This window comes from Reinekea sp. (assembly GCF_982785585.1).
This window is the reverse complement of record NZ_CEYAVF010000017.1, coordinates 20659-34109: the sequence shown is the minus strand read 5'-3', so window position 1 is coordinate 34109 and position 13451 is coordinate 20659. Positions and strand designations below refer to the sequence as shown.

Annotated in this window: 15 protein-coding genes and 1 other RNA gene; 2 read left to right on the top strand and 14 right to left on the bottom strand. The window is 46.1% G+C overall.

The genetic code is table 11. The features are described from left to right. Positions 1-100: 100 nt before the first annotated feature. Both AC4FIC_RS08465 and AC4FIC_RS08460 read right to left on the bottom strand, forming a co-directional pair. Complete coding sequence (locus AC4FIC_RS08465) at positions 101-814, bottom strand: LrgB family protein (protein WP_100258306.1); 714 nt, start codon at positions 812-814, stop codon at positions 101-103. Then, positions 811-1131 carry a CidA/LrgA family protein gene (locus tag AC4FIC_RS08460; protein WP_158524407.1) on the bottom strand — a complete coding sequence of 107 codons (321 nt, stop codon included), beginning with the start codon at positions 1129-1131 and terminating at the stop codon, positions 811-813. The genes AC4FIC_RS08465 and AC4FIC_RS08460 overlap by 4 nt, the downstream gene beginning before the upstream one ends. A 169-nt stretch (positions 1132-1300) precedes the next feature. Here AC4FIC_RS08460 and smpB point away from each other — a divergent pair, with 169 nt between their 5' ends. After that, a complete protein-coding gene (smpB, locus tag AC4FIC_RS08455) occupies positions 1301-1786 on the top strand; it encodes an SsrA-binding protein SmpB (protein WP_100258304.1) in 486 nt (161 codons plus the stop codon). Between the two features lie 362 nt (positions 1787-2148). Further along, positions 2149-2526, top strand: a transfer-messenger RNA (tmRNA) gene (gene ssrA, locus AC4FIC_RS08450). Between the two features lie 111 nt (positions 2527-2637). Here ssrA and AC4FIC_RS08445 read toward each other — a convergent pair. The 12 genes from AC4FIC_RS08445 to AC4FIC_RS08390 all read right to left on the bottom strand — a co-directional run bounded on the left by AC4FIC_RS08445 (position 2638) and on the right by AC4FIC_RS08390 (position 13348). After that, positions 2638-3117, bottom strand: coding sequence for a GNAT family N-acetyltransferase (locus AC4FIC_RS08445; protein WP_227003701.1), 480 nt, complete (start codon positions 3115-3117; stop codon positions 2638-2640). Next, positions 3114-3380 (bottom strand): type II toxin-antitoxin system TacA family antitoxin, encoded by a 267-nt coding sequence (locus AC4FIC_RS08440; protein WP_100258303.1) that lies wholly within the window; start codon positions 3378-3380, stop codon positions 3114-3116. The genes AC4FIC_RS08445 and AC4FIC_RS08440 overlap by 4 nt, the downstream gene beginning before the upstream one ends. A gap of 489 nt (positions 3381-3869) precedes the next feature. Beyond that, positions 3870-6299 carry a tetratricopeptide repeat protein gene (locus tag AC4FIC_RS08435; protein WP_490359398.1) on the bottom strand — a complete coding sequence of 810 codons (2430 nt, stop codon included), beginning with the start codon at positions 6297-6299 and terminating at the stop codon, positions 3870-3872. A 3-nt stretch (positions 6300-6302) separates the two neighbouring features. Then, a complete protein-coding gene (locus tag AC4FIC_RS08430) occupies positions 6303-6476 on the bottom strand; it encodes a hypothetical protein (protein ID WP_158524405.1) in 174 nt (57 codons plus the stop codon). Positions 6477-6480: 4 nt separating this feature from the next. Beyond that, a complete protein-coding gene (locus AC4FIC_RS08425; protein ID WP_100258299.1) occupies positions 6481-7167 on the bottom strand; it encodes an ECF-type sigma factor in 687 nt (228 codons plus the stop codon). Positions 7168-7563: 396 nt separating this feature from the next. Continuing rightward, a complete protein-coding gene (locus AC4FIC_RS08420; RefSeq protein WP_100258298.1) occupies positions 7564-9633 on the bottom strand; it encodes a peptidase domain-containing ABC transporter in 2070 nt (689 codons plus the stop codon). Beyond that, a complete protein-coding gene (locus AC4FIC_RS08415) occupies positions 9630-10469 on the bottom strand; it encodes a CPBP family intramembrane glutamic endopeptidase (protein WP_100258297.1) in 840 nt (279 codons plus the stop codon). The genes AC4FIC_RS08420 and AC4FIC_RS08415 overlap by 4 nt, the downstream gene beginning before the upstream one ends. A gap of 315 nt (positions 10470-10784) precedes the next feature. Continuing rightward, positions 10785-10943, bottom strand: coding sequence for a bacteriocin (locus AC4FIC_RS08410; RefSeq protein ID WP_145980311.1), 159 nt, complete (start codon positions 10941-10943; stop codon positions 10785-10787). A 103-nt stretch (positions 10944-11046) separates the two neighbouring features. Then, on the bottom strand, positions 11047-11238 hold the full coding sequence (locus AC4FIC_RS08405) for a hypothetical protein (protein WP_100258296.1): 192 nt from the start codon (positions 11236-11238) through the stop codon (positions 11047-11049). Between the two features lie 468 nt (positions 11239-11706). Next, positions 11707-11880 carry a hypothetical protein gene (locus AC4FIC_RS08400; protein WP_158524404.1) on the bottom strand — a complete coding sequence of 58 codons (174 nt, stop codon included), beginning with the start codon at positions 11878-11880 and terminating at the stop codon, positions 11707-11709. 185 nt (positions 11881-12065) lie between these two features. After that, the gene (locus AC4FIC_RS08395; protein ID WP_100258295.1) at positions 12066-12755 is read right to left on the bottom strand and encodes a beta-barrel domain-containing protein; all 690 of its coding nucleotides are present in this window, start codon (positions 12753-12755) and stop codon (positions 12066-12068) included. Between the two features lie 62 nt (positions 12756-12817). Beyond that, complete coding sequence (locus tag AC4FIC_RS08390; protein ID WP_100258294.1) at positions 12818-13348, bottom strand: HlyD family secretion protein; 531 nt, start codon at positions 13346-13348, stop codon at positions 12818-12820. Positions 13349-13451 lie beyond the last annotated feature (103 nt).

Here is a 13451-nt window from a genome sequence, read left to right as displayed (position 1 = left end):
GGAACCAATGCGGCCTGTTGCGATTAAAACCCCAGGCCTCAGCCAACCCCCTCAGCTAAAGCGCCCACAACCGAAGAGCCCACAACCAAAGAGCCCGCACCTAAAGCCCGATGATAACTCGCACCCAATCGGCCAAGGGCGTCACCGGGATCACAAAGGCGCTGATTACCCCGGTCAGGCTCATCGCCAGACCTGCAAAGGCGCCACAGGTAACCGACCGATCAAACGCCTGGGCGGTGCCGAAGCCGTGTGCGGTAAGGCCCAAGACAAAGCCATGAATGGCATCATCGTGAACGCGCATCAGGCGCAACACTAAGGGAATCAACAAACAGCCGATCGCCCCGGTAAACAGTACAATACCGGCGGTGAGCGACGGGCTGCCCCCGGAGACTGCCGAGATATCCATCGCAATAGGCGTGGTTACAGACTTGGCGATCAAACTCAGGCTCAGCAATGTGTCGCCCGTCCAGAGCGCACTGAGCAAGGCGGCACTGGCGCCGGCGACCAATGCGCCCACCAAGGCCGCGATCAGTAGCGGCACGGCCATTTTGCGCACCAGCGCCATCTGTTCGTAAAGCGGGATGGCTAAGGCCACGGTGGCCGGCCCGAGCAAAAAATGAATAAAAAAGGTGTCTTGTTGATAGGTGGCATAGTCCCAGTCGAGCCAGGTTAAGACCCCGATCAGGCCGAAGATGCTCACCAACACCGGGTGCACCAGCGGCGAACGGTGCAGCCTGATGTAAAGCTGCTCGGCCAAGAGGTAGAAGCCGATTGTGCCGACCAGCGCCAGCAGCATGCGGATGGCATCGGTCATGAGCTGGCCCGCCCCGCTCTAAAGATCAGCACCATAACAACGGCGGTCAGTACCGAGCTGATGGCGATAATGACCAACATGGCAATGCCGTGACTCATAAGCCGGTCCCAGTGGTCGATCAAGCCGACACCGGCTGGCACAAACAATAGCGTCAGATAGCGGATCAGCAGGCTAGAGGGCTTCTTCAGCCAGTCGGGCACACCACCGTTGACTACCAAGGCCAGCCAAAGTCCGAGCAGGCCGACCACGCTGCCGGGAATGGGCCAAGCCAGAACGGCCACCAAGGCCGAACCGAGCAGCCAGAATAATAAGAGCACAAAGATGCCTAACACGTGAGTTTGCCTACCTGTCAAAAAGGGAGCATACGATGGATCGAGCACTTTGCCCAAGATGTTCGTTAGCATAACCTCTATTTAATCCTTTGATAATCATGCCTTTGTCTAGTTTTAAGATGCAGCGCCGGCAAAAAGCCTTATAATCGCGACCATGAGTAAAGATAAAAAGAAGAAGTCCACCTCTGGTGGCACCATCGCCCTAAACAAGAAAGCTCGGCACGATTATCTGATAGTAGATAAATACGAAGCCGGCTTATCGCTTATGGGCTGGGAAGTAAAAAGCATGCGTGCTGGCAAGTTGCAGCTGATCGATAGCTATGTGATTTTTAAGGACGCCGAAGCCTTCTTAATCGGCGCCCACATTACCCCGCTAAATACCGCCTCGACTCACGTGATCGCCGAGCCGACCCGGACCCGCAAGCTATTGTTGAACCGTAAGGAAATCGACAAGCTGGAGCGCAATGTGCACCAGAGTGGCTTCACTGCCGTTTGTTTGGCCGTGTACTGGAAAGGCAACAAGATCAAGGCCGAGATAGCGCTGGCCAAAGGCAAGCAAGATCACGACAAGCGCGCCGCCGAGAAAGACAAGGAATGGAGCCGGGATAAGTTACGCATCGTCAAGGCCTATAACCGCTAAGGCCACAAAAAACCTCCACCCTCCAAGCCGACCGCAAACACCGGCCTCGCCCTAACGGGTGAGGGCGAGTCAGTTTGCCTGGCCGTTCCAATGGGCCTCAATTCATTAGCCTTTCGAGCTATTTCGACCCTTTGGTCGGATGCTCCCCTGCCTACGCTGAAGCTAAAATCGTCATAGGCAAAGCCGCTGCAGTTCGTTATACTGCGTATTGGTTATGGGGTTCGCACCCATAGCCTTATCGGTTGATTTGTACGCCGAGCCACTCTTGCAAAAGAGCCTGCAAATTTCCACTGGTGTGCCCCTCTTTATGGTGGGCCGTGACAGACTAGCGCTATCGGGCTGTCACCCAGGACAAGTTTAATGGGGGCGACCTGGCTTCGACGCGGATTACAAAGCTCCAGGTGCATGTCGTAATGGTAGCCAATTACGTTAAACCAAAGCTGCAAAACCATAGTTGCAAATGATGACAACTACGAAGGTTACGCGCTAGCCGCATAATCTTCAAACTGGGCCTAGGCCCGGCGGTCACTGGCTTGTGCCTGAACGAGCCTACTGACTGTCAATAAATCAGGATAAGCGCAAAGGTTGCCTAGGCCGGATCGCCGACAATTTAATCCCAGGCTCCCCGAGTCGCACCTGTCCTTCGGTAACGGCAAGGGTAAATTAAAGAAGAGACTAAGCATGTAGGACCGCGAGTGGCGGATTTGCGGACGCGGGTTCGATTCCCGCCGCCTCCACCAATACGGCATTTCAAGACCATCTGGAAAGCCCTGAAAGCCCCGAAATTATTAGGTTTCGGGGCTTTTTTATGTCTTTGAACTTCTACAGGGCTACGCAAAGCTCCGGCCGCTCTATCCGATTTTAGCCCTATTAAGCGGCAACATTAAAACCAATGGCTTGATGGGCGACGTCTGGAAGCCAAAGTGTTGGTAAAAGGATTTGGCTCGGTCATGAAAAGCGTGAACGAGTAAGGCGGACACGCCAGCGTGCTCCGATACGGCCACCGCCCGATAGACTGCATCCCGCAGCATGGCTGCGCCGAGCCTGATCCCCTGTGCTTGACGATCAACGGCTAGACGCGCCAGACCATTACCGGTATTGGCTCTGGCATGTTGCGGCGGACCTTCCCGGTTGCCACTCGATGTGAAACAGCACTCGCCACCAGCGCGTAATGGCCGTATACGCGGTTCGCCTGATCGGCTCGCACCACTCATCTGATTGAGCAAGGCCCTGCGTTTGAGCCAATCCTCCAGTGTCGGTTCGCCGCATGAAAAATCATCGCAGTAATGGTCCACAGTGAGTGGCTGTGGGGCCTTGAGTTCAAAGCTCATGCCTTGTGCCACGGCGTTTTGACTGCGAATAGGCGCTCAAGGCCCGAGTTGTCTTTAGGTGGCGCGTCTAACAGATCGACGAACTGTTGGAAATTATCTGCATCGAGCGTGAAATGAAACTGATCCAGCACGACGGACTGGGCTCGGTCACAAGAGGCCTCTAGCATAAAGTCGGAACGAGTTTTGCCAAGTAAGGTTGCGGCGTGATCAATAAGGTCACGCTGCTCCGGTAAGGCCCGTAAATTGATTGCAGCAACCCGCATAGGGATCTCCAGCTGTAGGTACAATAAATATACAAGCAGTAGTATTGGTCATAACGTTTGTCAATGGATCACTGGCTGTTCCAAAAGACGCTCGCAGACTGGTTTAAGTTTAGACCCAAGCTCGGTATGGACAGCGTACTGGAAGCGCTAAAGCTCTATAAAGCCCGATCAACGGACCATTGTCGCGCCCTCATATTGGCAGGGCCTTGGGTGTGGCGGCCAGCGGTGTGGCGATACCCGTAGATATGCCCTCCGGGAGTCACAACCCTTTGGTCAGACCGAAGTGGATCGCATCTTGGCTGCCATGGAGGGTGTCGAAAGGAACCTATACCAATTTTCCATTGAAACAGGTCTGAAGAATTCAGAGTTGATGGCGTTAGCTGAACAGGACCTACTTTTAACATCGGTTAAAATGGGGGGATTACCCAGTAATTCAAATTTTTGCCTTAAGCTTGGACTATGGAACGCCTGATTAGGCGTCCATCCACACTAAATATCCAACTGTTCCCGTGCCTTAGCGATACCCTTGTCTGCAGTCTTGACACCGGGGTGATCTTCACCAAACAGTGCGGTAAAGTCTGCCCTTGCTTTGGCGTAATACTGTAATGCTAACTCAAAGTCACCTTTGTCTAAGTATATTTCACCAAAGCTATCATAATTATTGGCAACTCTGGGGTTCAATTCGCCGAATAAATTAATATTAACGCTGATTGCCTCGGTCAAGGATGAAATGGCGTCATCGTAGCGCCCTAATTTAGAGTAGATGATCGCTACATTATTATATTCTCTCGCCGTTTGTGCATGAATTGATCCATAATATTCTAGACTGAGTTCCAGAGCTTTTTCTTTGTATACCAAACCCTGCTCTAGATCACCCGTGGCCTCATATATCAATCCAGTCAGACTGTTAATCTTAACACCTTCAGTGCCATCATTTTTGAGGTTTAATTCTCTCGCTATACTTAACTTATCTAAAGCTTCTTCGTATTTTCCATTATAATAATCAATATGGCTGAGAGGAAAATAAAATTCGCCTAAAAGTTCGTGCCCATCTCCATGGACGTTTTTCCAAATATCTAAGCCTTTTTCTAAATAGTCCCTTGCTTTCACCAGATCACCTAAAGAAAAGTAGTCCAGACCAACCGAGTGGTAACTTCGGGCCAAATGTGGGTGGCTTGGGGGTAAGGATTTTTGTCGTATTTCAAAAGCCTCAAGTTGAAAATCTAAACTGCGTTGATAATCCTGATTCTTTCTGAACACACTTCCGATAGCACTTATGGAATCGGCAATCTTTGAATGTTGGGAGCCGAAATATTCAATGCGAATTACTTTCGCCGTTTCAAATGAGGTCAATGCATCTTCTGTCTGACCTAGAATACTTAGCGAATACCCTAGCAAATGGTATCCGTCCGCGAGTTTTTCGGTATATTCAACATCAAGGGCTTGGTAGATTAGGATAGATTGTTCAAGATATATTTGCGCATCCTTTGCATTCGATCGTCTATACTCTAATATTCCTAGCTCTAACAAGGACTCACCGACCTCTTTGCTGATCTCTGGAAACAGGGTGCGCCGCAATTCTAGAGCATCATTTAGAAGAGTAGAGGCGACATCGGTTGCGTTGAGTTCTCGATAGACTACCCCCATAGTGGTCATTATTTCTGCTTTTAATGCTGGCTCGGAGTCGAACTCGTGCTCAATTTTTGCCAAGCCTCGATCAATAATGTCCTTGGCAGTTAATTGTTCGCCGGTAAATTCCTCTGGGTGCGAGGACTCAAATAGACTTAACAAGAAGTCCTTGGTGATTTGTTGTTTATCTCTCTGTTGAATAGCGATGTCACGTTCAGACACAACACGGTACTGTTGGATGCCGATACCTGAGAAAAACAAGGTGCTAGCAATGACAGATAGTAATATGGTAAGTCTATTGCGCCGTATGAAGCGACTCGTGCGATATATAAACGTATTGTTGTTGGCTGATACGGGTAAGTTCCTTAAATGGCGATCAATATCTCTGGAAAAATCCTGAACAGATACAAACCTATTTTCGGGACTATTTTCAAGAGCTTTGACTAGGATTGAATCTATATCTCCTTTTAATTTACGCCTATGCTCATGCAAAGTATTAGTGTCAAGTCTTGAAGGAATTCCATCTTTTAGTATTATTTCGAGAAACTTACTCGGTGCTAGGTTATCGCCTGAATCAACTGAATTTAGGGCGGAATTTGAAACTCTAAATTGAGGTCGTGGTGGTCGGACACCGCAAAGTAGTTCATATAACAGAATTCCCAAAGAATAGACATCTGTCGCTGTTGTAAGATTAGCGCCTAAAATTTGCTCAGGGCTTGCATAATCAGTTGTGAGCGCCAACATAGTCGAAGTGTCATTGTCTGGCGGTGTAGGCTGTAAAACTTTAGCGATGCCAAAGTCCAATAGCATAGGCTCGCCTTTGGCATTGACGACAATATTTGCAGGCTTAATGTCTCGGTGGATAACTAAATTTTGATGCGCAAATTCGATGGCGGTACAGACCTTGATAAATATCGCCAATATTTCATCGAAAGATAGTTGGTGGGAGCGGCAATATTTGTCGATGGGTTCGCCTGCAATGTATTCCATAACGAAGTAAGGAAGACCCTGTTCTGTGGTACCTCCGTCCAATAATTGGGCGATATTTGGATGTTTTAGATTGGCGAGGATATTCCTTTCGCTGTGAAAACGCGTTATTAGTCTATCCTGATTTCCGGTGCAGTGAATAATCTTTAATGCTACGTCGGCACCATGAACTCCATCCGATCGGTTAGCTAAATAGACTTCAGCCATTCCTCCCTGACCTATTTTTTCGCGGATGTAGTAAGAGCCTAAAGTATCACCAACTTTGCCACTTTCAATTGGTGCAATCTTCTCCTTGCCATACAAAAGTTAAACGGTACTTGTATCGCGAATATTGTTTAAGATTAGGTGCCGACAATAGTCCGTTAGTACCAGGTCATCACCGCATTGAATCTTCAAATAACGTTCAATTTCATCCCGTGGGGTATCTATTAAACTGAGAAATATCTCCTGGGCTCTTAGGATCCGACCTTCATCTTCCATGACCCTATCTCCCTAGGTGGCCAATCTCTGTCTTAAACCAAGCAATGGCCCATTGCCATTTTCGATGCGCAGTCCTTTCGCTAATACCAAGTAAGTTCGCCACTTCCGGGTAGCTAAACTCCCAAAATATCAACAATTCGGTCACTCGCGCCGAAACCTCATCGTGTTGCTCTAGCTGTTCAATAAGATTTTTCATAACGATTTCTTCAAGCATCGTCTTTTCAGTACATGCAATACCTTCTAGATCGAACTCGTGAACCCGTATGCCAAAGTCTCGTTTCTGAGCGCACCTGCTTTTGTATTTGTCGTTTAATATATGCCTTAGCTTCAAAGAGACTGTTGCAAAGAAATGAGCACTATCGTTAAAATTGAGATGTTCTCTTTGGCGCAAATACAAATAGAGTTCGTTTACCAGTTCAGTGGCTTGGATTGCTGTGCTGTTGCGGGAGTATCCTAGGGCGGATTTCGCTAAACCATGTAGGCGTTCATAGGCCTCAACTATTAGGTAGTCTATATGAGGCTGTCTAGTTTCGCCCATTAGTTTTAGATTATCTAATGCAAAATTCATATTATTTAATTTCCCTTTTGCATATATTACCGTTTCGCAAATATATTCTTTAAGATTGAAATTGACTGATTTAATGGGTTTTTTGTATATCCACCCCTTGAACTGCAGATTATCCTTTAACATGTCAATGTGACAATGGCTGATAAAAATTTGTCGATATAGAAATATACTGATAAATATTAAAATTATATCACTGCCATCTGAGTGAAAATAATTTTTTGCTGAGTCTGTTGGTTATCCCCCTATTTTAAAAGACTGAACAATTTGATATTTTCCTTTGGTATCAAACCCATCTTCGCCTTAAGTTCATTAATCACTAGAAGCTAACAGGTACAAATAGGTCGGAGTATTTGCCTAGGTTGTGAAGCCTGGATGGTTAAGGAGTTAGAGACCAAACCGACGCTAGTCTAGCTCTGTTCAGCCGGGCAAGTGACATCATTCAGCGTGCCCACTCTCATCGACATGGTTAAATTCTGGCAAAGGCACCAACTTCGGACCCAATCACCACCCACCAACTATTCAGTCTCTACCATCTTTTGCACTGTTAAGCCTACCCAAATCAATCACCACATCCGCACTCTTAACGGTTTCCGTCCGGTGCGCCACCAACACTCTGGTAATATTCATCTGTTTAACATTCGCGTTAACGATCGACTCGTTGTCCAAGTCCAAATGGCTGGTCGCTTCGTCGAGGAACAACAGCTTGGGATCGCGGTACAGGGCACGCGCTAAGATGACTCGCTGTTTCTGGCCGCCACTAAGAGAGGTGCCCATATCGCCGACCAGGGTGTTGTACTGCATGCCAAACTTGAGAATATCCTCGTGCACCGCAGCGGCCACAGCGCAGGCGCCGATCCGCTCGAAATCCAATTTTGGATCAAAGCAGGCGATGTTCTCTGCAACCGAGCCCGACAAGAGCTGGTCGTCCTGCATCACCGCTGCGATCTGGGTGCGGTAATCGTCCCGCTTATTTATGTCCACGCCATCGATCAGTACCTGGCCGCTGTCTGCCTTCAGCAAGCCCATCATGACCTTCAACAGGGTGGTTTTGCCACAACCGCTCGGGCCGACGATGGCGGCCGACTGACCGGCTGCAATGGAAAAGCTGATGTTTTCGAAGATAGGATCGTCGGTTGCAGAATAGCGGAAGGTTAGGTTTTTCACTTCCAGCTTGCCGATCATGTCGGGCAGATGTTGTAGGTTGGCCGTATGGCGGTCGACATCTTCGGCGTCGGTAAAGGTAATGTCGGCCAGGCGGTCCAGGTGTAGGCCGATCATCTTGAATTCGATCAACATATCAATCAGGCCGTCCATGCGGTCGACGAACTGGTTTTTGTAGCTCATAAAGGCATAGAGCATGCCGAGTGACATCAGATTGCCCATAACACTCGTGGCCAATAGATAGATTACGATAACGTTTTCAATACCAAAGAGCAGTTGATTGATGGTCTGGTAGCCAATACCCCATTTGGCCAACGAGACATCGGTATTCAAGGCCTCGGTGTATCGATTCTGCCAGAGATTCTGCCGGTCGTTCTCACGTTGGAACAGCTTAACCGTTTGGATCGCCCGTACCGTCTCCATAAAGTTAGAATCCTCCTTGGCATGGGCCACGATGCTTTCTTCGGACAGCCTGCGAAAGGGCCGATACAGCGCAAAGCGCAGCAGCGTGTACAGTGCGACCACAAAAAGCACGACAAAGGCCACCTTAACGGAATAGATAAACATGGCGGTAAGGGTAATAAGGGCCATCACACCATCGACAATAGAGCTGACCAGGCCTGTGGTAAGCAGATCCTTCACCTGTTGCAGGGACCCAAAGCGAGACACCACATCGCCGATGTGGCGTTTTTGGAAATAGTCGAGCGGTAGGCGTATCAGGTGCCGGAATAGATTGGCCGCCATCTGATAGTTTAATTTGGTCGACAGGTGCAAAATAATAAAACCGCGCAGCGTATTGGTCGCGGTTTGTATCAGCATCAGCAAACCAAAACCCAGGGCCAGCACCAGTAGCAAACTGCTGTCCTGGCGCAATAACACGTCATCGACCACCGTTTGCATGTAAAAGGGTGCGACCACAGCAAATATCTGCAGTAAAAACGACAGCACTATAATGGTGATCAGGTTGCGCTTTAGGCCAAATATCCGTTGCCAAAAATGGGACAAGCTCAGTCTTTGGCGCACCTCTTTCTTCTCGAATTTGGCGGTTGGGGTGAGTTCCAAGGCAATGCCGGTAAAGTGCTTGGCAAATTCGTCGTGGCTGTAGGTCACCTCGCCGATAGCGGGATCCAATAGGACGACCTTATTTTTGCCGACCGCCTTTAGCACCACGAAATGGTTCATATCCCAATGCAAAATACAGGGTAACTGCAGTTGCGACAGGTGTTCCAAATCGAGTTGCAGTGCCCGCCCGGCCAATTCGAGTTTGGCGGCTATATCCATCAGCTGCTTGAGGTTGGTGCCTTGCGATGAGATCTTAAATTGGTTGCGCAACATGGAGAGATCTGAAACGTAGCCGTAGTGGCCTGCGACCATGCCGACACAGGCAAGGCCGCATTCGGCGATTTCTGTTTGAAGAAGTATTTTCATATTCTTGATTTCTCAGTGTCAACTGAGTAAATAGATACAAATTTTTTATATGATTTTAATAATAAAAAATATGAAATAATTAGAAGTACCGAGGTGAGCAGTAAAAAGATTAAAGAGTTGGCCGCAAATAGGTGATTAATTTCCTTTTCAATATCATATATTCCCATTTCATCAATAGCAGCAATAATAGATACAATCGTATTGTTAGCGATGTGAATGAATATTGGGATGCTTAAGGACTCGGTTCGAATATATATAAATCCTAAAATAATCCCAAATATTAGTGCTCCTAATAAATCAACATGCAATATTGCGAACACGATAGAACTCAGAATGACGGAACTATATTTAGTAAATTTTCTATATAGTAAGTCTATTAGTAGGCCCCTAAAAAAAAGCTCCTCTACCACTGGTGTAAGAATAGAAATAGATAGAAAAATAATAATATTCTGCCATAAAAAGTAGCTTCCATCTGTTTGATGATACATATCCAAATCTGAATATAGCCCGACGATTAGGTCAATACTAAAATATTTGGAAATATATAAAATATAAAAAGCCATCAGAATGCTAGATGTAATCAGAATTCCTGTAAGCCCAAGAATATCGATGTAAGCGTTTATTTTTGTTCTTATTTTAAAAAATTCAGCTACAATATTATACTTTATTGTTACTAGTAAGAGTATCAAACCATAGAAAACCAATCCAAATAAAGCGTCTAAACTGGCCTCTGACTCTACAAAATAATCCAACAAAAAGACCGAAAAAAAAGTGCAAACTATAAAGTATGCGATAGCGTGCCAGAAATTAAACTTCAAAATATTGGATATTTGCATAATGGTAATTCCAATGTAATTTCAAGATAAGTTAGCTTTATTGGTTATAAAGCGTTTCTATGTATCGATTTTCAGTATTTGTAGTTGCCCTCAATATATCGTGCAGATCGATTTCTCCTTTATATCAGTATCTTCAAAATATACTATTCTCTGTGGTTTGGGCTCTGAAAATAAACCTTAGGATACCCAAGGGTAGATAATGGAATAAACCCCAAGCAAGCTAATGCTTGGAATTTTTTAATACTTAAAAAAATATGTAGCTATCTTACCTAATATTAACAGCATAACTTCAAATTACTTCAAGATTTCAGTTTACTATTTTCTTGAGGCCTTTTTTTTGGCAGCCTTATATGAGTTATAGGAGACTGTAATTGCTGTGCCTACGTATCCTGCGCCTTTTATAACAGCCTTGAATAAAGTAACCAGTGCGCCACCAGAAACCTGATTCATTTGATCATTGCTTAAAGTATTCATAAATTGTCCTTTTTGATTATTGACTAAAAAAATGCGCCATGTTGCAGATAATAAAAGTACAGTTAAAACTTGCAATATGGTGGGTTTAATTTAGTAAGAGTTCTTAATTTTCATTACTGCCAACTATAGTTCCGACGCCAGCTCCAGCTCCGGCAGAAGCGGCTGTGATATTAACAGTTGTGGTTTTTTGATTGGACTTCGCCACGTATTTGATCACCTTTTTTACTGATTTCACAAGTGCAGAAATCCATCCGCCATTTACAAGGTTACATTGACCAACACTTAATTCTTTCATATTCAACCCCTTAAAATTTTAATATAATATAATAAAATAAAAATTTATTTGTAACAAATTATAATCGCATATATTGTTACTTTTGATAAAGCTGGAAGCTAGTATAAGCCCCTTCAACGAGCCTACTCCGGCCCATAAAACTACTGTTTACCTTTAAAGGCACCCGTAAGGCTATATAGTTTAATCAACAACTTACGCTTTTGCACTTAAATAGAATCTGAATAAATATCCGACATCTATTTTGAAGATATAAATTTGTTTTTAATCAACACAAGAACACTCTCCATCCGTGGCAATAAGAAGTGGATAGAAATTAATATAAATGTCGCCTTACTAATTCCAAGATCACTAAAATTAAATATTAAAATAATTAGAGCAATAATACATATAAAAAGATAAAGCATTTCATTCATAATATTAGTTTCTCAATTAATGATTAAATATTTCAGACTTATTACTAAGTTGAAACTACTGATCGGGTGACAATGTATTGGACGTTTCATATACGGCCTCGGCAGCCAGAGTTTTTTTGGAGGTTAAGACCTTCTTAGCGGCCTTATAAACATACCTGGCTCCTCTTGCTACAAAACCCCAAACCCCACCATTGATATCTTGCATTTCTTCATTGGTTAATATATTCATTTTAATTTCCTTTCAAGTTTAAATACCAACAACACTGGTCATCTTGTTGATTTCCTCGGTGGTTGTTGGGGGTGACATGTACATACCTCTGTACGTACATGATTTGCTCATATGAGCAAATTTGGTTTAAGTATTTTATTCACCGCTTTTAGTATTTTGAGGCTGCCTAGGCCTTATTAATTTATTTAGAGTCTTCCTCTCAAACTAAACAACGGCTCAAACAACCACTCCAAAAGACTCCGTTCAGCCAGTTTGATATCAGCCTCCAACGAGATGCCCTCCTTCAACGGGAACGTTTTGCCATAGGCATCGACGGTCTGCTGCTCCAAACTGGCCGTGACGCGATACATCGGCTCTTGCGCGTTAATCGCCACACCGCTCAGCTCACTGGGCAACAATACCGTTTGTGAGACTCCGGTAATGGTCGCGCTATATAGGCCAAATTTTTGGAAGGTAAAGGCGGAATAGCGCATCTTTACCGTCTGGCCGACTTCGACAAAGCCAATGGCTCGGGCCGGCACCAGTAGCTCGGCTTCCAACTCGCTACCCTGTGGGGTAATGGTGAGCAGCGGCACACTGCTTTGCACTTCCTGCCCTTCGCTAACTTGGATATTGCTCACCATGCCGGCGCGGTTAGCCTTGACGATGTAGGCGCGCTCGCCATGTAGCTGGGCAATGCTTTGCGCCAGACCAGACAGGCTGTTTTGCAGTTCACCCTGACGATTGAGTTCCTCGAAACCCAAACCGGCTTGCTGCAGGGCTAGCGATTTAACGAGATCGCGCTGCGCGTCAAGGTTACGCGCCAGTTCCTGATATTGGGCCTGTAGGCTGAGTAACTTCTCGGAGGCACTGCCAAGGTCTGCATCCGAGGCCAATCCCTGGCGGCTCAGGGTGTCTATGTTGGCCTTTTGCCGTTCGGCCAGGGCCAGCTGTTGGCTTAGTAGCTTTTGCTGGGTTTGAATATGGACGATGGGCGATCTGTTGCGGCAATGGTTTGTTCCAAATCCAGCTGTTTGTTGCTGAACAGGGATGGCAGTCGAGTGAGTTGACTTTCAAGGATCTGTAGCTGGCTTTGGTATTCATCGAGCAGCACGGTTTCTAGGTGCTCACCGCTGGTGAGGATGCGATCACCATTGATCATAAATAGCGCTTGCCCCTCGGTTACCATGGCTCGGTCTTGCACTAACACTTGGCGTACTATCCCGGTAGTGGATGCATAGACCTTTATCACGCCCTGGTCGGGTACCAAAAAACCCTGCACGGTTTCTTTGCGCGCATAGCTGCCATGTAACAGCAATAGACCGGCCGCAACGACGAAGATTAAGATGACAAAGGTAATTAGCAAATAGGACAGCGGCGGTACAACCAAGACATCGCCCAGTAAACGGTCTTGCTGCTTTTCAACGGCCTGTTTGCGAAACAGTCCATGGCGTTCTTCTTGCGTTGGCCCGGCCATATTTGTGGTCATAAATCGTCCTTGAATACTATTTCATGCTGTACTGATACTTTTGTTCAATTGGCCTGACTGCCATGAATATAGCCCAGAATGTCAATTGAACCTTTGAAGTCGA

Bases quoted from the DNA above. Each gene is read 5' to 3' on its own strand.
- AC4FIC_RS08465 (WP_100258306.1), bottom strand. From the start codon at position 814: ATGACCGATGCCATCCGCATGCTGCTGGCGCTGGTCGGCACAATCGGC.
- smpB (WP_100258304.1), top strand. From the start codon at position 1,301: ATGAGTAAAGATAAAAAGAAGAAGTCCACCTCTGGTGGCACCATCGCC.
- AC4FIC_RS08445 (WP_227003701.1), bottom strand. From the start codon at position 3,117: ATGAGCTTTGAACTCAAGGCCCCACAGCCACTCACTGTGGACCATTAC.
- AC4FIC_RS08440 (WP_100258303.1), bottom strand. From the start codon at position 3,380: ATGCGGGTTGCTGCAATCAATTTACGGGCCTTACCGGAGCAGCGTGAC.
- AC4FIC_RS08430 (WP_158524405.1), bottom strand. From the start codon at position 6,476: ATGGAAGATGAAGGTCGGATCCTAAGAGCCCAGGAGATATTTCTCAGT.
- AC4FIC_RS08425 (WP_100258299.1), bottom strand. From the start codon at position 7,167: ATGTTAAAGGATAATCTGCAGTTCAAGGGGTGGATATACAAAAAACCC.
- AC4FIC_RS08420 (WP_100258298.1), bottom strand. From the start codon at position 9,633: ATGAAAATACTTCTTCAAACAGAAATCGCCGAATGCGGCCTTGCCTGT.
- AC4FIC_RS08415 (WP_100258297.1), bottom strand. From the start codon at position 10,469: ATGCAAATATCCAATATTTTGAAGTTTAATTTCTGGCACGCTATCGCA.
- AC4FIC_RS08410 (WP_145980311.1), bottom strand. From the start codon at position 10,943: ATGAATACTTTAAGCAATGATCAAATGAATCAGGTTTCTGGTGGCGCA.
- AC4FIC_RS08405 (WP_100258296.1), bottom strand. From the start codon at position 11,238: ATGAAAGAATTAAGTGTTGGTCAATGTAACCTTGTAAATGGCGGATGG.
- AC4FIC_RS08400 (WP_158524404.1), bottom strand. From the start codon at position 11,880: ATGAATATATTAACCAATGAAGAAATGCAAGATATCAATGGTGGGGTT.
- AC4FIC_RS08390 (WP_100258294.1), bottom strand. From the start codon at position 13,348: ATGACCACAAATATGGCCGGGCCAACGCAAGAAGAACGCCATGGACTG.